The organism is Antarcticimicrobium luteum (assembly GCF_004358185.1).
Classification (GTDB): Bacteria; Pseudomonadota; Alphaproteobacteria; order Rhodobacterales; family Rhodobacteraceae; genus Antarcticimicrobium; species Antarcticimicrobium luteum.
The window spans coordinates 16,442-35,403 of record NZ_SMUV01000057.1 but is presented as its reverse complement, the minus strand read 5'-3'; the positions used below and the strand labels follow the sequence as shown (position 1 = coordinate 35,403).

Below are 18,962 nucleotides of genomic sequence, written 5' to 3'. Positions count from 1 at the left end.
CCGCTTGCGACACTGCCGCCCTTGCACTATGAGGGCACAAAGCGCGGGGACTCATCCCCGACGGATTGTCGAAAGGTCTCGCATGGCGCGCCGCAAGAAGATTTATGAAGGTAAGGCGAAAATCCTTTACGAAGGCCCCGAGCCGGGCACCATCGTACAGTATTTCAAGGATGACGCCACTGCCTTCAACGCCGAAAAGAAGGACGTGATCGAGGGCAAGGGTGTGTTGAACAACCGCCTGAGCGAGTTTTTCATGACCGGTCTGAATCAGGTCGGTGTGCCCACCCACTTCATCCGACGCCTGAATATGCGCGAACAGCTGGTACGCTCCTGCGAGATCATCCCGCTGGAGGTGATCGTGCGGAATTTCGCCGCCGGTTCGCTGTCCAAGCGGCTGGGGATCGAGGAGGGCACGCAACTGCCGCGCCCGATCGTGGAATATTGCTACAAGGACGACGCGCTCGGCGATCCGCTGGTCACCGACGAACATATCGCCGCCTTTGGCTGGGCCAGCCAGCAGGACATGGACGATGTGCTCAGCCTGGCGCTGCGGGTCAACGATTTCCTTTCCGGCGTGATGTACGGGGTCGGCATTCGCGTGGCGGATTTCAAGATCGAGATCGGCCGCGTCTATGACGGCGATTTCCAGCGCCTGATCGTGGCCGATGAAATCAGCCCGGACAGCTGCCGGCTGTGGGATATCGAGACCGGGCGCAAGCTGGACAAGGACGTGTTCCGCCGCGATCTGGGCAGCCTGACCGATGCCTATTCCGAGGTCGCCCGCCGTCTGGGCGTGATGCCGAAGAATACCCAGGTGACCAAGCCGACGCTGATCAACTGACTCCCGCGCCCGGGTCCGGGCGGGGGATATGACCATGTGAGACGAGAAGAAGCCCGCAGGGGTTTCTGCGCAACGACCGGAGTTCAGGACAGATGAAGGCACGGGTGCATGTGATGCTGAAGAAGGGGGTTCTCGACCCGCAGGGCGAGGCGGTGCGCCATGCCCTCGGGGCGATGGGCTTCGAAGGCGTCGAGGGTGTGCGGCAGGGAAAGGTGATCGACCTGGACCTCGCCGAGGGCACGACCGAGGCGCAGGTGGTCGAGATGTGCGAAAAGCTGCTCGCCAACACCGTGATCGAAAGCTACGAGATCGAGCTGGGCTGAGATGGCGCGGGCCGGCAACAGCGCGCCCGGACGGGGGCAGCGGGCATGAGGGCCGCGCAGCTCACCGCATGGCGCGCGCCGCTGGAGATCGCCACATTGCCCGACCCGGAGCCGGCGCCCGATGGCGTTGTGCTGCGGGTGATGGCCTGCGGTGTCTGCCGCTCGGACTGGCACGCCTGGACCGGGGCCGATCCCGATGTGAGCCTGCCGCATGTTCCGGGGCATGAATATTGCGGCGAAGTGGTGGCCGTCGGCGCCCGGGTGGCCCGCTGGCGGATCGGAGACCGGGTGATCGCGCCCTTTATTCTCGCCTGCGGCCAGTGCCCCGATTGCACCGCCGGCAATCAGACGATCTGCGCGACGCAGGTGATCCCGGGCTTTACAGGTCCCGGCGCCTTTGCCGAATACGTGCGGGTCGATCATGCCGACGCAAACCTGACGGCGCTGCCCGCACAGATGGCGCCTGAAATCGCTGCCGCGCTGGGGTGCCGGGTGACCACCGCCTGGCACGCGCTGACCGGCCGCGCGCAGTTGCGGGGCGGCGAATGGTTGGCGGTGATCGGTGGCGGCGGCATCGGCCTTTCCGCGCTGATTCTGGGGCGCGCGCTCGGCGCGCGGGTGGTCGTGGTCGACGTGGTGCCGGAAAAGCTGGAATATGCCCGAAAACTGGGCGCCCATGCGGTCGTCAATGCGGCGGAAACAGACGCGGCAGAGGCGGTGCGCGAGATCACCGGCGGCGGCGCCGATGTGGCGGTCGAGGCGCTGGGGATCGAGGCTACAACCGTCACCGCACTGACGTCTCTGCGCAAGCTGGGGCGAATGGTGCAGGTGGGTATGCCCGCCGGCGACCACGCAAGCATGAGTCTGCCGATGGACCGGATCTATTCGGGGCAACTGGCCGTCTACGGCACCCGCGGCATGCCCGCCTGGCGCTATCCGGCGTTGCTTGATCTGCTGTCGGCGCAGTCGGTGGACTTGCGCCCGCTGATCACCAGGACCATTTCCCTGTCGATGGCCAGCGACGAGCTGGCCGCCTTTGACCATCCGGCCCCGCCCGGTGTGGCCGTCATCACCGATTTCACGAGCTGAAGGAGCCCGTTCCATGCGCGCAGCCGTTGTCGTTTTCCCCGGGTCCAATTGCGACCGTGATCTCGCCGTTGCCTTTCAGCGCGAAGGGTTCGCGGTGGATATGGTCTGGCACAAGGAGACCGCGCTGCCCGACGGGGTCGACATCGTCGGCGTTCCGGGCGGGTTTTCCTATGGCGATTACCTGCGCTGCGGCGCCATCGCGGCGCAATCGCCGATCTGCCAGGCTGTGCTGGCCCATACCGGGCGCGGCGGCTACGCGCTGGGGGTCTGCAACGGCTTTCAGGTGTTGACCGAAACCGGTATCCTGCCCGGTGCGCTACTGCGCAACGCCGGGCTGAAATACATCTGCAAGACGGTCGGGCTGCGGGTCGAGACCACCGACAGCGCCTTTACCGGCGGATATGCCAAGGGGCAGGAGATCGCCATTCCGATCGCTCACCACGACGGCAATTATTTCGCCGACGAGGCGACGCTTGAAACCCTGCGCGGCGATGACCGGATTGCCTTTACCTATACCGACAACCCCAACGGATCGGTCGGCGACATCGCCGGCATCCTGTCGGACAACCGCCGGGTTCTGGGAATGATGCCGCACCCGGAGCGGGCGGCGGATCCCGGCCATGGCGGCACCGACGGGGCGGCGTTCTTCCGCGCATTGGGCGGGTTGCTCGCCCCTGCGTGACTTGAGCCTGCGCGGGCTGCAGCGTAGCCTGTCGGGCATGAGTGTGCCACAGACAACGGCTGTCCGATGGGCCCGGTCCTCTGCCATAAGCTGGCGGGTCCGGGTTGCGCTGCTGTTGCTGCTGGCGGCGGCGGTGGCGACGGTATGGGTGACCAACCGGCTGCTGACCGACCGTTTCACCGAAAGCACCCGCTATCGCGCGGATCTGCGGCTGGCGCTGTACAGCGGCAATCTGCTGAGCGAGCTGCGGCGCAATGCCATCGTGCCGCAATTGCTGGCGCGTGACCCGGCGCTGATCGCGGCGCTCCAGTCCAATGATTTCAGCCTGTCGACCCAGCGGCTGATTTCCTTTGTCGAAGAGATCGGCGCCGCCTCGCTGATCCTGCTGGATCAGGATGGGCGCACGGTGGCCGCGACCGACCGCAACCGGCTGGGCCAGCAACGCCGCGCCGAGGCCTATTTCGTCGATTCGATCCGTGCCAATTCCACCGTGTTCTCGGTCATCCCGCGCGAGGCGGGCGGCTACAGCTTTGCCTATTCGCGCCGGGTCACCGATGGTTCGGGCATTCTGGGCGTCATCGTGGTCGAGGTCGATCTGCAAAAATTCGAACGTGCCTGGGCGGGCATTTCCGACGCGGTGCTGGTGACCGACAGTACCGGCACCATCATCCTGTCGACCGAGCCGCGCTGGCGCGGGCTGAGCGAGGCGGAGGCGCTGGAGAAACAGGATCCGCAGGGCGCGATCCAGCGGGCGATCCGGCTGACCGCCGACTGGACCGCGGTGCCGGCGGATGCCTATCTGGGCGGCGAGGCGGTGATGCGGATGCAGACCCGCATTCCGTTTCGCGGCTGGCGTATGGCGTCCTTCACCACCTATGCCTCGATCCGGGAAAAGGTGAACGCGGTGCTGGCGCTGGAGATCATGGGGTTTGCCATCCTGCTGGCGCTGGCGTTCTATTTCCTCAGCCGCAAGACGGCGGTGCGCATGGCGCTGTTCCAACGGGAATCGGCAGAGCTTCGGGCGTTGAACCTGCGGCTTCAGCGGGAAATCGCCGAGCGCGAACGGGTGCAGGAGAACCTTGCCGTCGCCGAGCAGACCCTGGCGCAAAGCTCGAAACTGGCGGCGCTGGGGGAGATGTCCGCGGCGGTCAGCCATGAGCTGAACCAGCCGCTGGCGGCGATGAAGACCTATCTGGCCGGTGCGCGCCTGCTGCTGCGCCGGAACCGGCCGGAGGAGGCGCTTGCGAGTTTCGGGCGTATCGACGATCTGCTGGAGCGGATGGGGGCGATTACCCGGCAACTCAAATCCTATGCCCGCAAGGGCAGCGAGATGTTCTCGCCGGTCAACCTCGGCGATGCGCTGGCCTCCTCGCTGGCGATGATGGAGCCACAGCTGCGCCAGCGCCACGTCAAGATCACCAAGATCCTGCCGGAAACGCCGGTGCGCGTCATGGGCGACCGGATGCGGATCGAGCAGGTGATGATCAACCTCTTGCGCAACGCGCTGGATGCCACCAAATCGGTGAAGGATCCGGAGATCGACATCATTCTGGCCGCCGGCGAAACCGCGACGCTGACGGTGCGGGACAACGGTGAGGGGATCGAGGACTTCGATTCGCTGTTCGAGCCGTTCTATACCACCAAACAGCCGGGCGACGGCGTGGGGCTGGGCCTGGCGATTTCCTCGGGCATTGTCAGCGACCTTGGCGGCCGCCTGACCGCGCGGAACGGCCAGCGCGGCGGCGCGGTCTTCGAGATGCAGCTGCCGATCCTCGACGAGGGGATCGAGGCAGCGGAATAACAGGAACGAAAGGACTTGGGCATATGGCACAGGCCATGAAAATTGCCATCGTCGACGACGAACAGGACATGCGCCAGTCGATCAGCCAGTGGCTGGCGCTGTCGGGGTACGACACCGAAACCTTTGCCCGCGCCGAGGATGCACTCAAGGCGTTGGGGCCGGATTATCCCGGCATCGTGATCTCAGACATCAAGATGCCGGGGATGGACGGGATGCAGTTCCTGAAAAAACTGATGGGCACCGACAGCGCGCTGCCGGTGATCATGATCACCGGTCATGGCGATGTGCCGATGGCGGTCGAGGCGATGCGCCTGGGGGCGTTCGATTTTCTGGAAAAACCGTTCAACCCGGACCGGATGTCGGAGCTGGCCAAGAAGGCCGCCAACGCCCGGCGTCTGACGCTCGACAACCGCGCGCTGCGCAAGGAGTTGAGCGACGGCACCCAGATCATGAAAAAGCTGATCGGCGCATCGCCGGTGATGGAGCGGCTGAAAGAGGATATTCTTGATCTCAGCCAGGCCGACGGCCATGTGCTGATCGAGGGCGAGACCGGCACCGGCAAGACGCTGGTGGCGCATGCGCTGCACGCGGCGGGCAGCCGCGCGGGCAGGAAGTTCGTGCTGGTGAGCTGCGCCGCGCTGGAGGAGGAGGCGCTGTCCAAACGTCTGTTCGGTCCGGTCATGCCGGAGGATGCGCAGATCCCCGCCATGGAAGAGGCCCGCGGCGGCACGCTGGTGCTGGAGGACGTCGAGACCCTGAGCGAGGCGCTGCAGGCCAAGCTGCTGAATGCGATCAACGAACAGGGCATGCCCTCGGAAACCCGGATCATCGCCATCTCCAACATCCAGGAGGCCGGCAAGACCTGCGAGGATGTGTTGCGCAACGATCTGTTCTATCGTCTGGCGGCGCTGCGGATGACGGTGCCGCCGCTGCGCCAGCGCGGCGAGGACATCCTGACGCTGTTCACCCGCCTGACCGAGCAGTTTGCCGAGGAATACGGGTGCGAAGCGCCCAAGGTCAGCGCACAGGAGGCCGCGCAGCTGTTGCAGGCGCCCTGGCCGGGCAACGTGCGTCAGCTGATCAACATCGCCGAACGCGCGGTGCTGCAGGCCCGGCGCGGGTCGGGCACCATCGCCTCGCTGCTGATGTCGGATCACGAGGAAATGCAGCCGGTGATGACAACCGAAGGCAAGCCGCTGAAGGAATACGTCGAGGCGTTCGAGCGGATGCTGATCGACAACACCATGCGCCGGCACAAGGGGTCGATCGCCTCGGTGATGGACGAGCTTTGCCTGCCGCGCCGGACGCTGAACGAGAAGATGGCGAAATACGGGCTGCAGCGGTCGGACTATCTCTGAGGGCCGGGCGCGGGATCAGAAGATCAGCGTGTCCAGGTTGACTTCGGGAGCGCTGACAATTGCCAGAAACACGCCCAAAGTCGCGTCGGAGGGGGCAAACCCGGTCTTGGGCAGGATCCAGACCCCGTCGACATGGCTTGTTCCGCCTCGGACCGGATCGGTCGATCCCTCTGCAACGTCGATGAAGTCGAGCGCGGCGGGGCCCTCCAGGTGCCAGCGGCTGAGGTCAAGCGTGTCGCGGGTGGGGCCGGTCATGGTGAAATCGACGATCCAGTCCAGACCGCCCCCCGGTTCCATCATGAAGGTATCGACGCCGGATCGCGAGGCGAGAAAATCCGGCAAATGGTCGCCGATGAGTTCATCGAAACCCGGGCCTCCGCGCAGGGTGTCCTTGCCGGCGCCGCCGATGAGGGTGTCGTCGCCGAGGCCGCCGGACAGGCGGTCGTTTCCCCGCCCGCCGTAGAGTTCGTCGTTCTGGCCGAGGCCCTTGATCCTGTCCGGACCTTCCATCCCGTAAATGGCATTTTTCCTGTCCGATCCGGTCAGCCAGTCGCCCAGAAATGAACCTCTTGCGTCTTCGAAGTTCTTCGCGGTGAACTCGAGGTTCACGCTCTCGCGGACATCGCCGGCGCCGGTGGCAAGGTCGAGTACGATCCCATGGGCTTTGGGGGTGGCGAGTGTCCCGGTGGCGATGATGTCGGAAAAGTCGATCATGTCCCGGCCCGGCCCACCGTCGGCCTTGACGCCGTTCATCCGCTGGATCGAGCGGTTGATTTCAAACTCGCCGGTAAAGAACGGGTCCAGCGCATTTTTGTACCGCAACGGGTCAGTTTCGAAAACGCCGCCGAACTTGACGGTATCGTTGCCGGTTCCCCCAAGCAGGGTGTCGTGGATGCCGCGCGCGATCAGCACGTCCTTTCCGGTGCCGCCGAGCAGCTTGTTGTCGCCGTACATGGCGACAAGAACATCGTCGTGCGCCCCGCCGCGCAGCACTTCCTGGACCAGGGGAGGTTCGATGCTGGTATCGGGCAGGCCCGGCGGATCACCGTCGAAGATCAGATCGTTGCCGGAGCCGCCGGACAGCCTGTCGATTCCGCTGCCGCCGATCAGGATGTCGTCGCCGCCCTTGCCCTGGATGACGTCGTCGCCCTGGCGACCGTCCAGATACTCATCCCGGTCCGAGCCCAGCAGATGATCGCCGCCGACGGTGGAACTGGTCCCGGTGACCTTTTCGATGTTCTGCACCGTCGCGACGGTGACGTATTTCCCGTCAGATGACCGTTTCACGGTCCCGGCGTTCAGATCCACCCGCGCCCCAAGGTTGGAATAATCGATCAGAAACAGCGTGTCGCGGCCCTGATTGCCGTCCAGACGGACCTGTCCCGTCGGCTGTTCGAGCCTCAGGTGCAAATTGATGGTGTCGCGGCCGGTGCCGCCGAACACCCGGCTGCCGTCTGAGATGTCGGGGACGCTCAGAACGTCGTGGTCGCTGCCGCCGTTGAGAACGCTGCCCTTTCCGCGCGCGGACAGGGTGTCGTTGCCGCGCCCGCCGAGGATGGTCTGCTTGTAGTCCGCCGACCCGATGACCACATCGTCGCCGCCACCGGTTCTGATCAGGCCATAAAGGTCGTAGGGGCCGGAGGCGACAAAATCGTCTTCCGCATCGAAAACCAGCGTCTCATCGGCGAAGTCGTCGCCGACCTCATAACTGTCCTTGATCAGAGCCATGACAGTGTCTCCCTGCCGGGCGGTGCGGTAATGGGGGAATTCGGTCGACATATTAGCGCAGAATGGGGGCTGTGACAATTTCGCCGCCGACGCCGGGGCGCCCGGCAGCGGCGGCGCGAAAATGGCCGCCTGATGCAATCGCATGGATCGTCATGGCGAATTCCGTGGCGGCGGTGCAACAAGCCCATTGTATTTTCCCATCCGGCTCCCTTATGGTGTGTGAACGGGTCGATGCGCTTTGGCGTCAGTCGCCCGGAGAGAGATTCGCTGTTTCAGCCTTGACCGGCATTGATCCGAAAGTCTGGACAGACCGATAGTGCCCGGTTCGGGCAATGAGTTGACCCTGCCTGGAAGCAGACGGGGTAAAATAACGGGCAGGCAACGGGAGTGTCCCGACCTGTCGGAGAAGAACCGCGATGAAGCGCGCGCGAGCATTGAACATTCAGGTTTCAGGTCCGTCCGACGGACCGTGCCGCGCCGCGTCACCAATCGCCCTGACAAGACACCACCCCAAACGCGCGCGTCCGCCTGGGCGGGCGCGTTTGCGGTTGTGCAACAAGGACATATGGCAAAGAAGATGCTTATCGACGCCACTCACGCGGAAGAGACCCGCGTCGTGGTGGTTGACGGAAACAAGGTCGAGGAATTTGATTTTGAATCCGAGAACAAACGCCAGCTGGCTGGCAATATCTATCTGGCAAAAGTAACACGGGTCGAACCCTCGCTTCAGGCGGCATTTGTCGACTACGGCGGAAACCGTCACGGTTTCCTGGCATTCTCGGAAATCCACCCGGATTATTATCAGATCCCGGTGGCCGACCGCGAAGCGCTGATGGCCGAGGAACAGGCCTATGCCGACGCGATGCGCGCCAAGGATGAGGAAGAGGAAAGAAAACCCTCTTCCCGCCGGTCGTCACGCTCGCGCCCGAAATCCAGGACCAGAGCCGAGGATCTGAAATCCGATGACGCGGTGGAGACCCAGGAGGTCGAAACCGAAATCAGCGGCATGGAGACCATCGACCTGTCCGAACCGGGCGAGGCCGATGCCGAGGCGGTGGCCGAAGGCAGCTCGCCGATGGAGCGGGTGGCCGAAACCCCGGTCGAGGAACCCATGGACGCCGACGCGGACGCGGCCGATGAGGCCGCGGACGAGGATCAGACCGGAAACGGTGACGACGAGGCCGATGAGGAGACCGGACGCAGCGACGCGGCGGCCAAGGATGACTCCATCGAATCCGTCGCCGATGACGACGACCACGAGGATATCCGCCCGCCGCGCAAGCCGCGCCCGCGCCGCTACAAGATCCAAGAAGTGATCAAGGTGCGCCAGATCATGCTGGTGCAGGTGGTCAAGGAAGAACGCGGCAACAAGGGCGCCGCGCTGACGACCTATCTGTCGCTCGCCGGCCGCTATTGCGTGCTGATGCCCAATACCGCCCGTGGCGGCGGCATCTCGCGCAAGATCACCAACGCCGTCGACCGCAAGAAGCTCAAGGAAATCGCGGCCGAGATCGACGTGCCCAAGGGCGCGGGTCTGATCATCCGCACCGCCGGCGCCAAACGCACCAAGGCCGAGATCAAGCGCGACTATGAGTATCTGCAGCGGCTCTGGGAACAGATCCGCGAACTGACGCTGAAATCCATGGCGCCGGTCAAGATCTATGAAGAGGGCGATCTGATCAAACGCTCGATCCGCGACCTCTACAACCGCGAGATCGACGAGGTATTCGTGGAGGGCGAGGCGGGCTATCGCATCGCCAAGGACTTCATGAAGATGATCATGCCGTCCCACGCCAAGAACGTGAAACACTATGTCGATCCGATGCCGCTGTTCGCGCGTTATCAGGTCGAAAGTTATCTGGGCGCGATGTTCAACCCGACGGTCCAGCTCAGGTCGGGTGGCTATATCGTCATCGGCGTGACCGAGGCGCTGGTGGCGATTGACGTCAACTCCGGCCGGGCCACCAAGGAGGGCTCGATCGAGGAGACCGCGCTCAAGACCAACCTTGAGGCTGCCGACGAGGTGGCGCGCCAGTTGCGGCTGCGCGATCTGGCCGGTCTGATCGTCATCGACTTCATCGACATGGACGAGCGCAAGAACAATGCCGCCGTCGAGAAACGGATGAAGGACCGGCTGAAGACCGACCGCGCCCGCATCCAGGTCGGTCGCATCTCGGGCTTTGGCCTGATGGAAATGAGCCGTCAGCGCCTGCGCCCCGGCATGATCGAGGCGACGACCCAGCCATGCCCGGCCTGTCATGGCACCGGGCTGATCCGGTCGGACGACAACATGGCGCTGAACATCCTGCGCCAGATCGAGGAAGAGGGCGTGCGCCGCCGCTCGCGCGAGGTGCTGGTCAGGTGCCCGGTGGGTATCGCCAACTACCTGATGAACCAGAAGCGCGAGCATATCGCCCAGATCGAGACCCGCTATGGTTTGTCGGTCCGGGTCGAGGGCGACGTGCATCTGATCAGCCCCGATTTCACGCTGGAGAAGTTCAAGACGGCGACCCGGGTTGTGCCCGAGGCGACCGCGATGGTGGTTTCGGTCGATGCATCGCTGATGGAGCCGGTCGAGATCGAAGAGGTCGAGGTCGAGGCCGAGGAGGTTGCGGTTGTCGAGGCCGACACCGGCGACGAAGGGCCCAAGCCCAAGCGCAAGCGGCGGCGGCGGCGGCGGAAGTCGAAAAACGGCGGCCCGAACGGCACTGACGAGAGCGGCGAGGCCGAGGATCAGGACGACACCGGGACATCGGGCGAGCCGGTTGCGGCGCCGCAAGAGGTCACCGAGGCCGGAACCGACGGGGCCAAACCCGCCGAAGAGGGCGCGGACGGGGAGGCGGCCGAGCCCAAGGCCAAGCCGAAACCCAGGCGCACCCGCTCCCGCTCGCGCACGAAGAAGACCGAGCCGGTGACCGAAACCGCGACGGCAGAGGCCGAGGCGGCACCCGTCGCCGAGGCCGAACCGGCCCCGGTCGCGGAGCCCGCGGTGGCAGAGGCTGCGGCGCAACCGGTGGCCGAACCTGTCGAGGCCCCTGTGGCAGAAGAGCCCGTGGCAGAAGAGCCCGAGGTCGCGGCAGAGGCCGAGCCGGCGCCGGTGGTGCCCGCAACGGAGCCCGAACCCGTCGCCGAGGTGGAGGTTGCGCAGGAGCCTGCGCCCGAACCCCAGCCCGAGCCCCAGGCCGAACCCCAGCCCGAGCGCGTGCCGGAACCGGCCGCCGCAGAGGCCGAGCCGGCGGTGGCGGAGCAGGAGTCCAAGCCGAAACGGCGCGGCTGGTGGTCCATTGGCGGGAAGTAAACCCGTCCTCTGAATGAGACGGCACAGGCCCCGGACCTCTGGTCCGGGGCCTGTCTTTTGCGCAGTGATCTGACAGGTGGCGTCCTTGTTCCCAGAGCGGCCGGCGTCTGACTGCCCCCGTCCACGAGGATGTGACCGCATGGCCCCGTGACCTTGGCGCGGCGATGGCCTATGCCAGAGGAATGTTCGGAATCGATATCTTTGACGCGGGGCTGATCCCCGCCATGACCGTGGCGCTGGCCGCCGGGATCATCAGCTTTCTGTCGCCCTGCGTGTTGCCCATCGTGCCGCCCTATCTGGCGTATATGAGCGGTGTCTCGGTCACCGAGCTGAGCGCGGGGCGCTCCGCCCGCAACAAGGCGCTGCTGCCGGCGCTGTTCTTTGTTCTGGGCCTGTCGACGGTGTTCCTGTTCCTTGGGTTCACCGCCTCGGCGATCGGCACCGTCTTTCTGCAATACCAATCCGCCTTCAACACCGGGGCGGGCATCCTGGTGATGATTTTCGGTGCGCATTTCGTCGGTGTCTATCGCATCGGATTTCTCGACCGAGAGGCGCGGCTCGATGTCGGCGACCGCGGCGGCAGTGCGCTCGGGGCCTATGTTCTGGGCCTCGCCTTTGCCTTTGGCTGGACCCCCTGCATCGGGCCGCAGCTTGGCGCGATCCTGTCGCTGGCGGCCTCCGAGGGCTCGGTGGCGCGCGGCACCGTGCTGCTGGCGGTCTATGCGATGGGCCTGGGCATTCCGTTCCTCCTGGTCGCCGCCTTCTTGCCCCGACTGGGCGGTCTGATGGGCTGGATGAAACGGCATATGGAGCGGATCGAACGGATCATGGGCCTGCTGCTCTGGACCATCGGCCTGCTGATGCTGACCGGCGGATTTTCGGCGTTTTCCTACTGGCTGCTGGAAACCTTTCCGGCACTGGCCACGCTGGGTTGAGGCCCAGCGGACGCCTTACTCTCGCCCGAAAAACCGGTTAACATCCGCTCAGGAACGAGGGCGGTATGGGCAACGAGCAGGCGGGTCAGACGGATCAGCACGCGCGGCGGGTGCGTCGGCGGCGGGTGTTCTATATTCCCGGTTACGATCCGATACATCCCCGCCGCTATCGGGAACTCTACCGCAAGGAGGCGGCCGCGCAGGCGGCGATCTCGGGCTTTGAGATTGCGCTCAGGCCCAAGGCCACCAGCGGCCCCTATGGCTGGCATGTGAATGCCCTGATCGAGGGGGCACCGGTCGCGGCGGATGTCGAGGTGCTGGTCTGGTCCGACATCGTGCGAGACAGCATGTCCAACTCGATCCCGGCCACCTATCTGCAACTGGTGCAGACCGCCTGGGTCTATATAGCCAGCGGCGCGCTGGGGCGGCTGATGAGGCTGCGCAAGGGGCCGGTGATCGCGGCCCTCTATCCGGTTGGGATGTTGCTGGGACAGCTTCTGCTGGCCGGGCTGCTGGCCTGGGGCATCGCCCGGAGCGTCGGTCTGCTGGGCGGCATCCTGGGCGGGGTGGCGCCGCTTCTCGGCTGGGCGTTGGGCCTGGGCGCGTCGCTGGCGCTGTTGCGCTGGTTCAAGGTGCGGGACGGCAGGTTCTTTGCCTATTACCTGATGCATGATTATGCCTATTCCGCCCGCCATCGCGGCGCCAACCCGCCCGAGCTTGAGGCGCGGATGGCCGAATTCGCGGATCGCATCGCCGGCGCGCTGACCGAGGAGGTGGACGAGGTGCTGGTGGTCGGCCATTCCTCGGGCGCACATCTGGGGGTTTCGGTGCTGGCCGATCTGATCCGCGCCGGCCGGGTGCCGGGGGCGGGTCCGGCGCTGGGGTTTCTCACGCTGGGGCAGGTGGTGCCGATGGTGTCCTTCCTGCCGGGTGCGCTGCGGCTGCGCGCCGATCTGCGGTTTCTTTCGGGGCGGGGCGAGCTGACCTGGATCGACGTCTCTGCCCCCGGCGACGGCTGCGCCTTCGCGCTGTGCGACCCGGTCGCGGTCAGCGGCGTGGCGCCCGAGGGCAAACGCTGGCCGCTGGTGGTCTCGGCCGCCTTCACCCAAACATTGAGCGCCACCCGCTGGAAACAGTTGCGCTGGCGGTTCTTCCGGCTGCACTTCCAGTATCTCTGCGCCTTCGACCGGCCCGGCGATTACGATTATTTTCGCATCACCGCCGGGCCGATGACGCTGGCCAAGCGGTACCGCGACAGGGTTCCGTCGAAATCGCGGATCGAGCGTGCGGTTTCGAAATACACCTCGGTGGCGGCATGAGTGTGCCCCGGCAGCCCCTGCCGCCCAAGCCGCCGGCGCGGTCGGACAAGGTCTCGCTCCGGCGTTACCTCCGGCTGTTCAAGGCGGATATCCTTTCGGCCCAACCTGCGCGGCTCTATCGCGGCTGGATGGCGGAGTTCCGCACGCCGTTTTTCCGCTCCTTCCTGCTCAACCAGCCCGACCTGGTGCGGACCGTGTTGAAGGACCGTCCCGAGGATTTCCCGAAGTCGGGGCGGATCAGCGAGGGGTTGCGGCCGCTGTTGGGAAACTCGGTGTTCCTGACCAATGGCGAGGTCTGGAAGCGGCAGCGCCGGATCATCGACCCGGCCTTCGAAGGGGGGCGGCTGAAAGACACCTTTCCGGCTATGTGGGCGGCGGGAGAGGCGACTGTGGAGCGGCTGGAGTGGCAGGTTGAACAGGCGGGCGGCGATCCCCTCGAGATCGAAGAGGTGACCAGCCACGCCGCTGCCGATGTGATTTTTCGCACGCTGTTTTCTATTCCCATCGAACATGAGATCGCAGCAGAGGTGTTTCACCGGTTCCGCGCCTATCAGCGCGCGCAACCAATCCTGAACCTTGCCGCCTTCGTTCCGCTGCCGCGCTGGATGCCGCGGTTTTACCCGAGGGGGACCAGGGCCAACGCGGCGGAGATCCGCGGGCTGATCCGGCGGCTGACGGCAGAGCGGGCTGCGGCGATCGAGGCGGGCACCGCGCCCGATGATCTGGCGACCAAGATCATGACCACCCGCGACCCGGTGACGGGCGAGGGGTTCGAGACCGAGGAGATGGTCGATCAGGTGGCGATTTTCTTTCTCGCCGGCCATGAAACCAGCGCCTCGGCGCTGGCCTGGACGCTCTATCTGATGGCGCTTTATCCCGACTGGCAGGAGCGGCTGGCGGCGGAGGCCGACGGGATGGCGCCGGAGTTCGGCGCGGTCTCAAAACTGCGGCTCAGCCGCGATGTCTTCCGCGAGGCGCTCAGGCTCTATCCTCCGGTGCCGATGATGGTGCGCGAGGCCGCCTGTCCCGAGCGGTTCCGCGACCGCGCGGTGCCGAAGGGATCGCAACTGGTGCTCAGCCCCTGGCATCTGCACCGGCACGAACGGCTGTGGAATAACCCCGACGGCTTCGATCCGACCCGCTGGCAGACCGAGAACGGCAAGCGCTGTCAGCGCGTGGCCTATATCCCGTTCTCCGCCGGTCCCCGGGTGTGCACCGGGGCGGGGTTCGCCATGGTCGAGGGGCCGCTGCTGCTATCGATGCTGTTGCGGCGGTTCCGGGTGGAGCGGGTCGAGGGGCGCGATCCGGTGCCGGTGGCGCATCTGACGGTGCGGGCGAAGGACGGGATCTGGCTGCGGTTGATCGCCCGGGACTGAGGCCATGAAAATTCGAATTTTCATGGCAAATTTCTTCGAAGAAATTGGCTGTCAGCGAATGACGCGTATCGGTTGCTGACTACAGAATACCACGATCTGACCTGCGTTCTCCACCGCGTGATACCCGCGCCGCGCCAGCTCCGTCTCGAACCGTGCCCGTCCCACCAGCCGCTCCACATCGCGGACCTGGCGGCGGATCACGCCGCCCTCGCGGGGCCGCCTTGGAACTGAACAGTTGGAACAGCCACTTTTCCGGTGTGAGGTGGGGCGCGATCTGGGTCATACGCGCAGCATGACGGCGCTTGGTTACTGTGCCCTTAACCGTCGCAGCACGTAGAGTCGGATCGCCGAGGCCAGCCCGCAGTCGGTGCCGCGCGCCACGTCGATTTCGGCTGCCAGTTCATTGATCGCACGCCCGTCCTCGGCAGCGATCTCGCGAAACGCCTGCCAGAATTCATCTTCCAGCGAGACCGAGGTGCGGTGACCGCGCAGGGTCAGGGAATGTTTGCGCGGGCGGTTCATTCGTCGCGCTCGTGGCTATCCAGATCGCGGCGGGACTTTTCCGCTCGGGCGCGGTCGAGATCCTTCTCGGCCTTGCTGCGGCCGAATTTCACCGCGTTTTCGTCGGCGCGGGCCTTTTTCCCGGCCCGCGCCTTGTCCTTGCGAAACCGGTTCAGATTGACCGGCTTGCCCATCAGTCCTTGGGGCCGATCATCTGTTCGGGGCGGACGACCTTTTCAAATGTCTCCGCGTCCACAAACCCAAGCGCGATGGCCTCTTCCTTCAGCGTGGTGCCGTTCTTATGCGCGGTCTTGGCCACCTTGGTAGCGTTGTCGTAGCCGATGGTCGGGGCCAGCGCGGTCACCAGCATCAGGCTTTCCGTCATCAGCTTTTCGATGCGCGGCTCGTTGGCCTGGATGCCGTTCAGCATCCGCTCGGTAAAGCTGTCGGCGGCGTCGCCCAGCAGCTGGATCGACTGCAGCAGGTTGTAGGCCATCATCGGGTTGTAGACGTTCAGCTCGAAATGCCCCTGGGAGCCCGCGAATTTGATCGCGGCATCGTTGCCCATCACATGCGCGGCCACCTGAGTCAGCGCCTCGGCCTGGGTCGGGTTGACCTTGCCCGGCATGATCGACGATCCCGGCTCGTTCTCCGGCAGGATCAGTTCGCCCAGACCGGAGCGGGGGCCGGAGCCGAGGAAGCGGATGTCATTGGCGATCTTGTAGCAGGAGCCGGCGACCGTGGCCAAAGCGCCCGACAGGAACACCATCGCGTCATGGGCGGCCAGCGCCTCGAACTTGTTGGGCGCGGTGACGAAGGGCAGGCCGGTGATTTCGGCCATATTCGTGGCGACGGTTTCGCCCCAGCCTTTCCGGGTATTCAGCCCGGTGCCGACGGCGGTGCCGCCCTGGGCCAGCTCGTAAATCCCCGGCATCGCCACCGTGACGCGGGCAATGCCCTGGCGGATCTGATGGGCATAGCCCGAGAATTCCTGGCCCAGGGTCAGCGGCGTCGCGTCCTGGGTATGGGTGCGGCCGATCTTGATGATGTCCCTGAACTCTTCTGCCTTGGCCTCCAGCCCGGCCAGCAGCTTTTCCAGCCCCGGCAGCAGCACGTCGCGCACGGACATCGCGGTGGCGATATGCATGGCGGTGGGGAAGGTGTCGTTCGACGACTGCCCCATGTTGCAGTGATCGTTCGGGTGCACCGGATCCTTGGAGCCGATGACGCCGCCGAGGATCTCGATCGCGCGGTTGGCGATCACCTCGTTCGAGTTCATGTTCGACTGGGTGCCCGAGCCGGTCTGCCACACGACGAGGGGGAAGTTGTCGTCGAACTTGCCCGCGATCACCTCGCCGGCGGCCTGGATGATGGCATCGGCCAGCTTCGGGTCCAGGGCGCCGCTGTCCCTGTTGGCCATGGCGCAGGCCTGCTTGATGACGCCCAACGCACGCACGATGGCGACCGGCTGCTTTTCCCAGCCGATCGGGAAATTCATCAGCGACCGCTGCGTCTGCGCCCCCCAGTACTTGTCTGCGGGAACTTCGAGGGGACCAAAGCTGTCGGTCTCGGTGCGGGTCTTGGACATGGTTCACTCCGTTTCGTATACGCTTGCATGCCGTCTAGCCGCCCCGGCCCGGGGGTGCAATCGGCCAGTTGCGCGCAGCATAATTTCTTCTTTTCTCAAGGCATAGTCGGACGGCGGCGGCTAATTTGCGCCCGCCCGGCCCTGGACGATTGTCTTGTGGCCCCCACATTGTAGGATAACCGGCATGCAGCGGGCCGCTCGCCATGGCCGAGGTCAGATCGAAAGGGTCAGGAAATGCACGTCACAGCAAGGGGTCCGGCAGGTCGCATGCGCATCGTTGCGCTGGTTGCCGCCATGGTGGCGATGCTGGCGACCTCGGTGCCGGCACTGGCCAACAACCTGATCGGCCCCTTTGTGGGGGATTACGTCGGCTCGGCCGAAATGGTGGCGGCGGATGGAACCCGCATTCCGCGCGACATGGATGTGACCATCAGCAGCAACAAGAACGGGTTCACGGTGGACTGGACCTCGACCACGCGCAAACCCGACGGGCGGCTCAAGTCGAAGTCCTATTCGATTGATTTCCTGCCCACCGAACGTGACGGGATCTATAGCGCCGGCATGCGGCAGAATGTGTTCGGCCACGCGGTACAACTCGACCCCATGAAGGGAGAGCCGTTTGTCTGGGGCCGGATCCGCGGCGACACCCTGACGATCTATTCACTCTTCGTCGACGAGAGCGGCGATTATGAGATCCAGCAATTCGATCGAACCCTGGCCGAGGGCGGGCTGACGCTGAAATTCACCGACTGGCACAACGGCGAAGCTCGCCGTTCGGTCGAGACGTTCCTGAAACGGCAATAGAACGCGGCTCTCACGCTCGGAAGCGGGGCGGGCTGCCGGCCTGTACGGCCGGGCCTATTTTCGGAAACTGTCGAGCGAGACGACGTCGGCGTCGGACCGGGCATCTTCCTGCGGAATTTCCGGTTCGGCATTTGCTTCCGGCCCCGCCTCGTCCTCATCGCTCTCCTCGGCGGCCTCGAAGCGCAGGCCAAACTCGACCGATGGATCGACGAAGGTCTTGATCGCATCATAGGGGATATAGATCGGTTCCGGCGCGTCGCCGAAATTCAGCGTGACCGAAAAGCCGTCCTCGTCCACCTCGAGATTGTCGTACCAGTGCTGCATCACCACGGTCATCTCTGCCGGATAGCGCTGGGTCAGCCATTCGGCGATCTTCACCTCGGGATGCTTGGTGTCGAAGGTGATGAAGAAATGATGCGCGCCGGGAAGGCCATTGTCCCGCACGTCCTTCAGAACGGTGCGGATCAGCCCCCGCATCGCCTGGTGCATCAGGTTTCCATAGTCAATGTCGCGCGGCATCGCAGCACTCCGGAACGTCTGAGGTCAGCATAGGGGATTCGGCGGGAAACGAAAGAGGGGGAAAACGCTTATGACCGCGGCGCATACGTCGGCCCAAAGCGACCGCACCGGCCGGAACAGACACGCGATCTTTCATCCCCTGTTGCGCCCCCGGCACCAGGACCGCGGCGGGGGACCGCGCCCGTTTCGTCACGGCCCTGGGCGCCTGATCGGATGAGGACCGGCGGCAAACTCAAGTTCCTCGCGACAATCGGACCACGCCCCGGATACGGGCGGGCCCGGCTGCGCGAGGGTGCAGACGGCGCGACCGCCTCAGGCCCAGTCGAGCTTGTGCCCGGTCAGGCAGATGGTCAGCACATCCGGCGGCAGCAGCCCGAGTTGCTCAAAGAACGAAAGATAGTCCAGAAGGTTGTACGCCTCGACCATCTTGTCACCCTCGAAGCGCAGGAACACCTGGCCCGGCACCTCGATCGGGGCGCCATTGTCGGCGCGGGTGCTGGTGAACTGCATCATCGCGGCCAGCCAGTCACCCTGTTCCACGCTGTGCAGGATCGCCGGCTCGATCTCGCCGACATGGTGGCGTACCACGCTCACCAGTTCACGAAATTCCTTGGGGCCCATCTGCATGTGCGGCACGACGCCGGCCGTCACGGTGGAAGGCACAAGGAATTCGTCAATCGCGTCCAGATTGCCTTTGCGCCAGACTTCGTCGCACCAGCGTTCGAATAATTCTGTTTTCGTCATCACGTCACTCCCGCTGGAAAGCAGAGTCGCGCAATTTTCTAACGAAATTCTAAACG

General features: G+C 64.9%; 17 protein-coding genes. 11 read left to right on the top strand and 6 right to left on the bottom strand.

Annotated elements, in window-relative coordinates:
• Window positions 1–82: 82 nt before the first annotated feature.
• From purC to E1832_RS06715, 6 genes are all read left to right on the top strand, one after another.
• Window positions 83–841, top strand: a complete 759-nt coding sequence (gene purC / locus E1832_RS06740; RefSeq protein WP_133358972.1) for a phosphoribosylaminoimidazolesuccinocarboxamide synthase — start codon at window positions 83–85, stop codon at window positions 839–841.
• Window positions 842–933: 92 nt separating this feature from the next.
• Window positions 934–1,164, top strand: a complete 231-nt coding sequence (gene purS / locus E1832_RS06735) for a phosphoribosylformylglycinamidine synthase subunit PurS (RefSeq protein ID WP_133358971.1) — start codon at window positions 934–936, stop codon at window positions 1,162–1,164.
• Between the two features lie 45 nt (window positions 1,165–1,209).
• Window positions 1,210–2,253: a zinc-dependent alcohol dehydrogenase family protein gene (locus E1832_RS06730; protein ID WP_133358970.1), complete on the top strand. Its 1,044-nt coding sequence runs from the start codon at window positions 1,210–1,212 to the stop codon at window positions 2,251–2,253.
• Between the two features lie 13 nt (window positions 2,254–2,266).
• Window positions 2,267–2,935 (top strand): phosphoribosylformylglycinamidine synthase subunit PurQ, encoded by a 669-nt coding sequence (gene purQ, locus E1832_RS06725; RefSeq protein WP_133358969.1) that lies wholly within the window; start codon window positions 2,267–2,269, stop codon window positions 2,933–2,935.
• Between the two features lie 37 nt (window positions 2,936–2,972).
• On the top strand, window positions 2,973–4,736 hold the full coding sequence (locus E1832_RS06720) for a sensor histidine kinase (RefSeq protein ID WP_133358968.1): 1,764 nt from the start codon (window positions 2,973–2,975) through the stop codon (window positions 4,734–4,736).
• A gap of 23 nt (window positions 4,737–4,759) precedes the next feature.
• Window positions 4,760–6,094, top strand: a complete 1,335-nt coding sequence (locus E1832_RS06715) for a sigma-54-dependent transcriptional regulator (RefSeq protein ID WP_133358967.1) — start codon at window positions 4,760–4,762, stop codon at window positions 6,092–6,094.
• Between the two features lie 15 nt (window positions 6,095–6,109).
• Here the strand turns inward: E1832_RS06715 and E1832_RS06710 are convergent, their stop codons facing one another.
• Window positions 6,110–7,822, bottom strand: a complete 1,713-nt coding sequence (locus tag E1832_RS06710) for a calcium-binding protein (RefSeq protein WP_165978820.1) — start codon at window positions 7,820–7,822, stop codon at window positions 6,110–6,112.
• A gap of 565 nt (window positions 7,823–8,387) precedes the next feature.
• Between E1832_RS06710 and E1832_RS06705 the strand changes: the two genes are divergently transcribed.
• The 4 genes from E1832_RS06705 to E1832_RS06690 all read left to right on the top strand — a co-directional run bounded on the left by E1832_RS06705 (window position 8,388) and on the right by E1832_RS06690 (window position 14,750).
• Window positions 8,388–11,120, top strand: a complete 2,733-nt coding sequence (locus tag E1832_RS06705; protein WP_133358965.1) for an Rne/Rng family ribonuclease — start codon at window positions 8,388–8,390, stop codon at window positions 11,118–11,120.
• Window positions 11,121–11,302: 182 nt separating this feature from the next.
• Entirely contained in the window at window positions 11,303–12,055 is a 753-nt protein-coding gene (locus E1832_RS06700; protein WP_133358964.1) for a cytochrome c biogenesis CcdA family protein, read from the top strand.
• A 65-nt stretch (window positions 12,056–12,120) separates the two neighbouring features.
• Window positions 12,121–13,374 carry a hypothetical protein gene (locus E1832_RS06695; protein WP_133358963.1) on the top strand — a complete coding sequence of 418 codons (1,254 nt, stop codon included), beginning with the start codon at window positions 12,121–12,123 and terminating at the stop codon, window positions 13,372–13,374.
• A complete protein-coding gene (locus E1832_RS06690) occupies window positions 13,371–14,750 on the top strand; it encodes a cytochrome P450 (protein ID WP_133358962.1) in 1,380 nt (459 codons plus the stop codon). Before E1832_RS06695 ends, E1832_RS06690 begins: the two co-directional genes overlap by 4 nt.
• Before the next feature lie 306 nt (window positions 14,751–15,056).
• On the opposite strand, the gene E1832_RS06680 is transcribed toward E1832_RS06690, so the two are convergent.
• From E1832_RS06680 to fumC, 3 genes are read right to left on the bottom strand one after another with little or no spacing between them, the layout of a single operon-like run.
• Window positions 15,057–15,272, bottom strand: coding sequence for a ribbon-helix-helix domain-containing protein (locus E1832_RS06680; RefSeq protein ID WP_133358961.1), 216 nt, complete (start codon window positions 15,270–15,272; stop codon window positions 15,057–15,059).
• A complete protein-coding gene (locus E1832_RS06675) occupies window positions 15,269–15,445 on the bottom strand; it encodes a DUF4169 family protein (RefSeq protein WP_133358960.1) in 177 nt (58 codons plus the stop codon). Before E1832_RS06675 ends, E1832_RS06680 begins: the two co-directional genes overlap by 4 nt.
• Complete coding sequence (fumC, locus tag E1832_RS06670; protein ID WP_133358959.1) at window positions 15,445–16,839, bottom strand: class II fumarate hydratase; 1,395 nt, start codon at window positions 16,837–16,839, stop codon at window positions 15,445–15,447. The genes E1832_RS06675 and fumC overlap by 1 nt, the downstream gene beginning before the upstream one ends.
• A 267-nt stretch (window positions 16,840–17,106) precedes the next feature.
• Here fumC and E1832_RS06665 point away from each other — a divergent pair, with 267 nt between their 5' ends.
• Window positions 17,107–17,643 (top strand): hypothetical protein, encoded by a 537-nt coding sequence (locus tag E1832_RS06665; protein ID WP_245513873.1) that lies wholly within the window; start codon window positions 17,107–17,109, stop codon window positions 17,641–17,643.
• A 54-nt stretch (window positions 17,644–17,697) separates the two neighbouring features.
• On the opposite strand, the gene E1832_RS06660 is transcribed toward E1832_RS06665, so the two are convergent.
• Window positions 17,698–18,162, bottom strand: a complete 465-nt coding sequence (locus E1832_RS06660) for an SspB family protein (protein ID WP_133358957.1) — start codon at window positions 18,160–18,162, stop codon at window positions 17,698–17,700.
• 312 nt (window positions 18,163–18,474) lie between these two features.
• Window positions 18,475–18,906 carry an ester cyclase gene (locus tag E1832_RS06655; RefSeq protein WP_133358956.1) on the bottom strand — a complete coding sequence of 144 codons (432 nt, stop codon included), beginning with the start codon at window positions 18,904–18,906 and terminating at the stop codon, window positions 18,475–18,477.
• Between the last annotated feature and the right edge of the window lie 56 nt (window positions 18,907–18,962).

Coding starts and splice junctions, on each gene's coding strand:
- E1832_RS06675 (WP_133358960.1), bottom strand. CDS start 15,445: ATGGGCAAGCCGGTCAATCTGAACCGGTTTCGCAAGGACAAGGCGCGG.
- E1832_RS06665 (WP_245513873.1), top strand. CDS start 17,107: ATGCGCATCGTTGCGCTGGTTGCCGCCATGGTGGCGATGCTGGCGACC.
- E1832_RS06680 (WP_133358961.1), bottom strand. CDS start 15,272: ATGAACCGCCCGCGCAAACATTCCCTGACCCTGCGCGGTCACCGCACC.
- purS (WP_133358971.1), top strand. CDS start 934: ATGAAGGCACGGGTGCATGTGATGCTGAAGAAGGGGGTTCTCGACCCG.
- E1832_RS06730 (WP_133358970.1), top strand. CDS start 1,210: ATGAGGGCCGCGCAGCTCACCGCATGGCGCGCGCCGCTGGAGATCGCC.
- E1832_RS06710 (WP_165978820.1), bottom strand. CDS start 7,822: ATGGCTCTGATCAAGGACAGTTATGAGGTCGGCGACGACTTCGCCGAT.
- E1832_RS06690 (WP_133358962.1), top strand. CDS start 13,371: ATGAGTGTGCCCCGGCAGCCCCTGCCGCCCAAGCCGCCGGCGCGGTCG.
- E1832_RS06720 (WP_133358968.1), top strand. CDS start 2,973: ATGAGTGTGCCACAGACAACGGCTGTCCGATGGGCCCGGTCCTCTGCC.
- E1832_RS06695 (WP_133358963.1), top strand. CDS start 12,121: ATGGGCAACGAGCAGGCGGGTCAGACGGATCAGCACGCGCGGCGGGTG.
- fumC (WP_133358959.1), bottom strand. CDS start 16,839: ATGTCCAAGACCCGCACCGAGACCGACAGCTTTGGTCCCCTCGAAGTT.
- E1832_RS06705 (WP_133358965.1), top strand. CDS start 8,388: ATGGCAAAGAAGATGCTTATCGACGCCACTCACGCGGAAGAGACCCGC.
- E1832_RS06655 (WP_133358956.1), bottom strand. CDS start 18,906: ATGACGAAAACAGAATTATTCGAACGCTGGTGCGACGAAGTCTGGCGC.
- E1832_RS06660 (WP_133358957.1), bottom strand. CDS start 18,162: ATGCCGCGCGACATTGACTATGGAAACCTGATGCACCAGGCGATGCGG.
- purQ (WP_133358969.1), top strand. CDS start 2,267: ATGCGCGCAGCCGTTGTCGTTTTCCCCGGGTCCAATTGCGACCGTGAT.
- E1832_RS06715 (WP_133358967.1), top strand. CDS start 4,760: ATGGCACAGGCCATGAAAATTGCCATCGTCGACGACGAACAGGACATG.
- E1832_RS06700 (WP_133358964.1), top strand. CDS start 11,303: ATGTTCGGAATCGATATCTTTGACGCGGGGCTGATCCCCGCCATGACC.
- purC (WP_133358972.1), top strand. CDS start 83: ATGGCGCGCCGCAAGAAGATTTATGAAGGTAAGGCGAAAATCCTTTAC.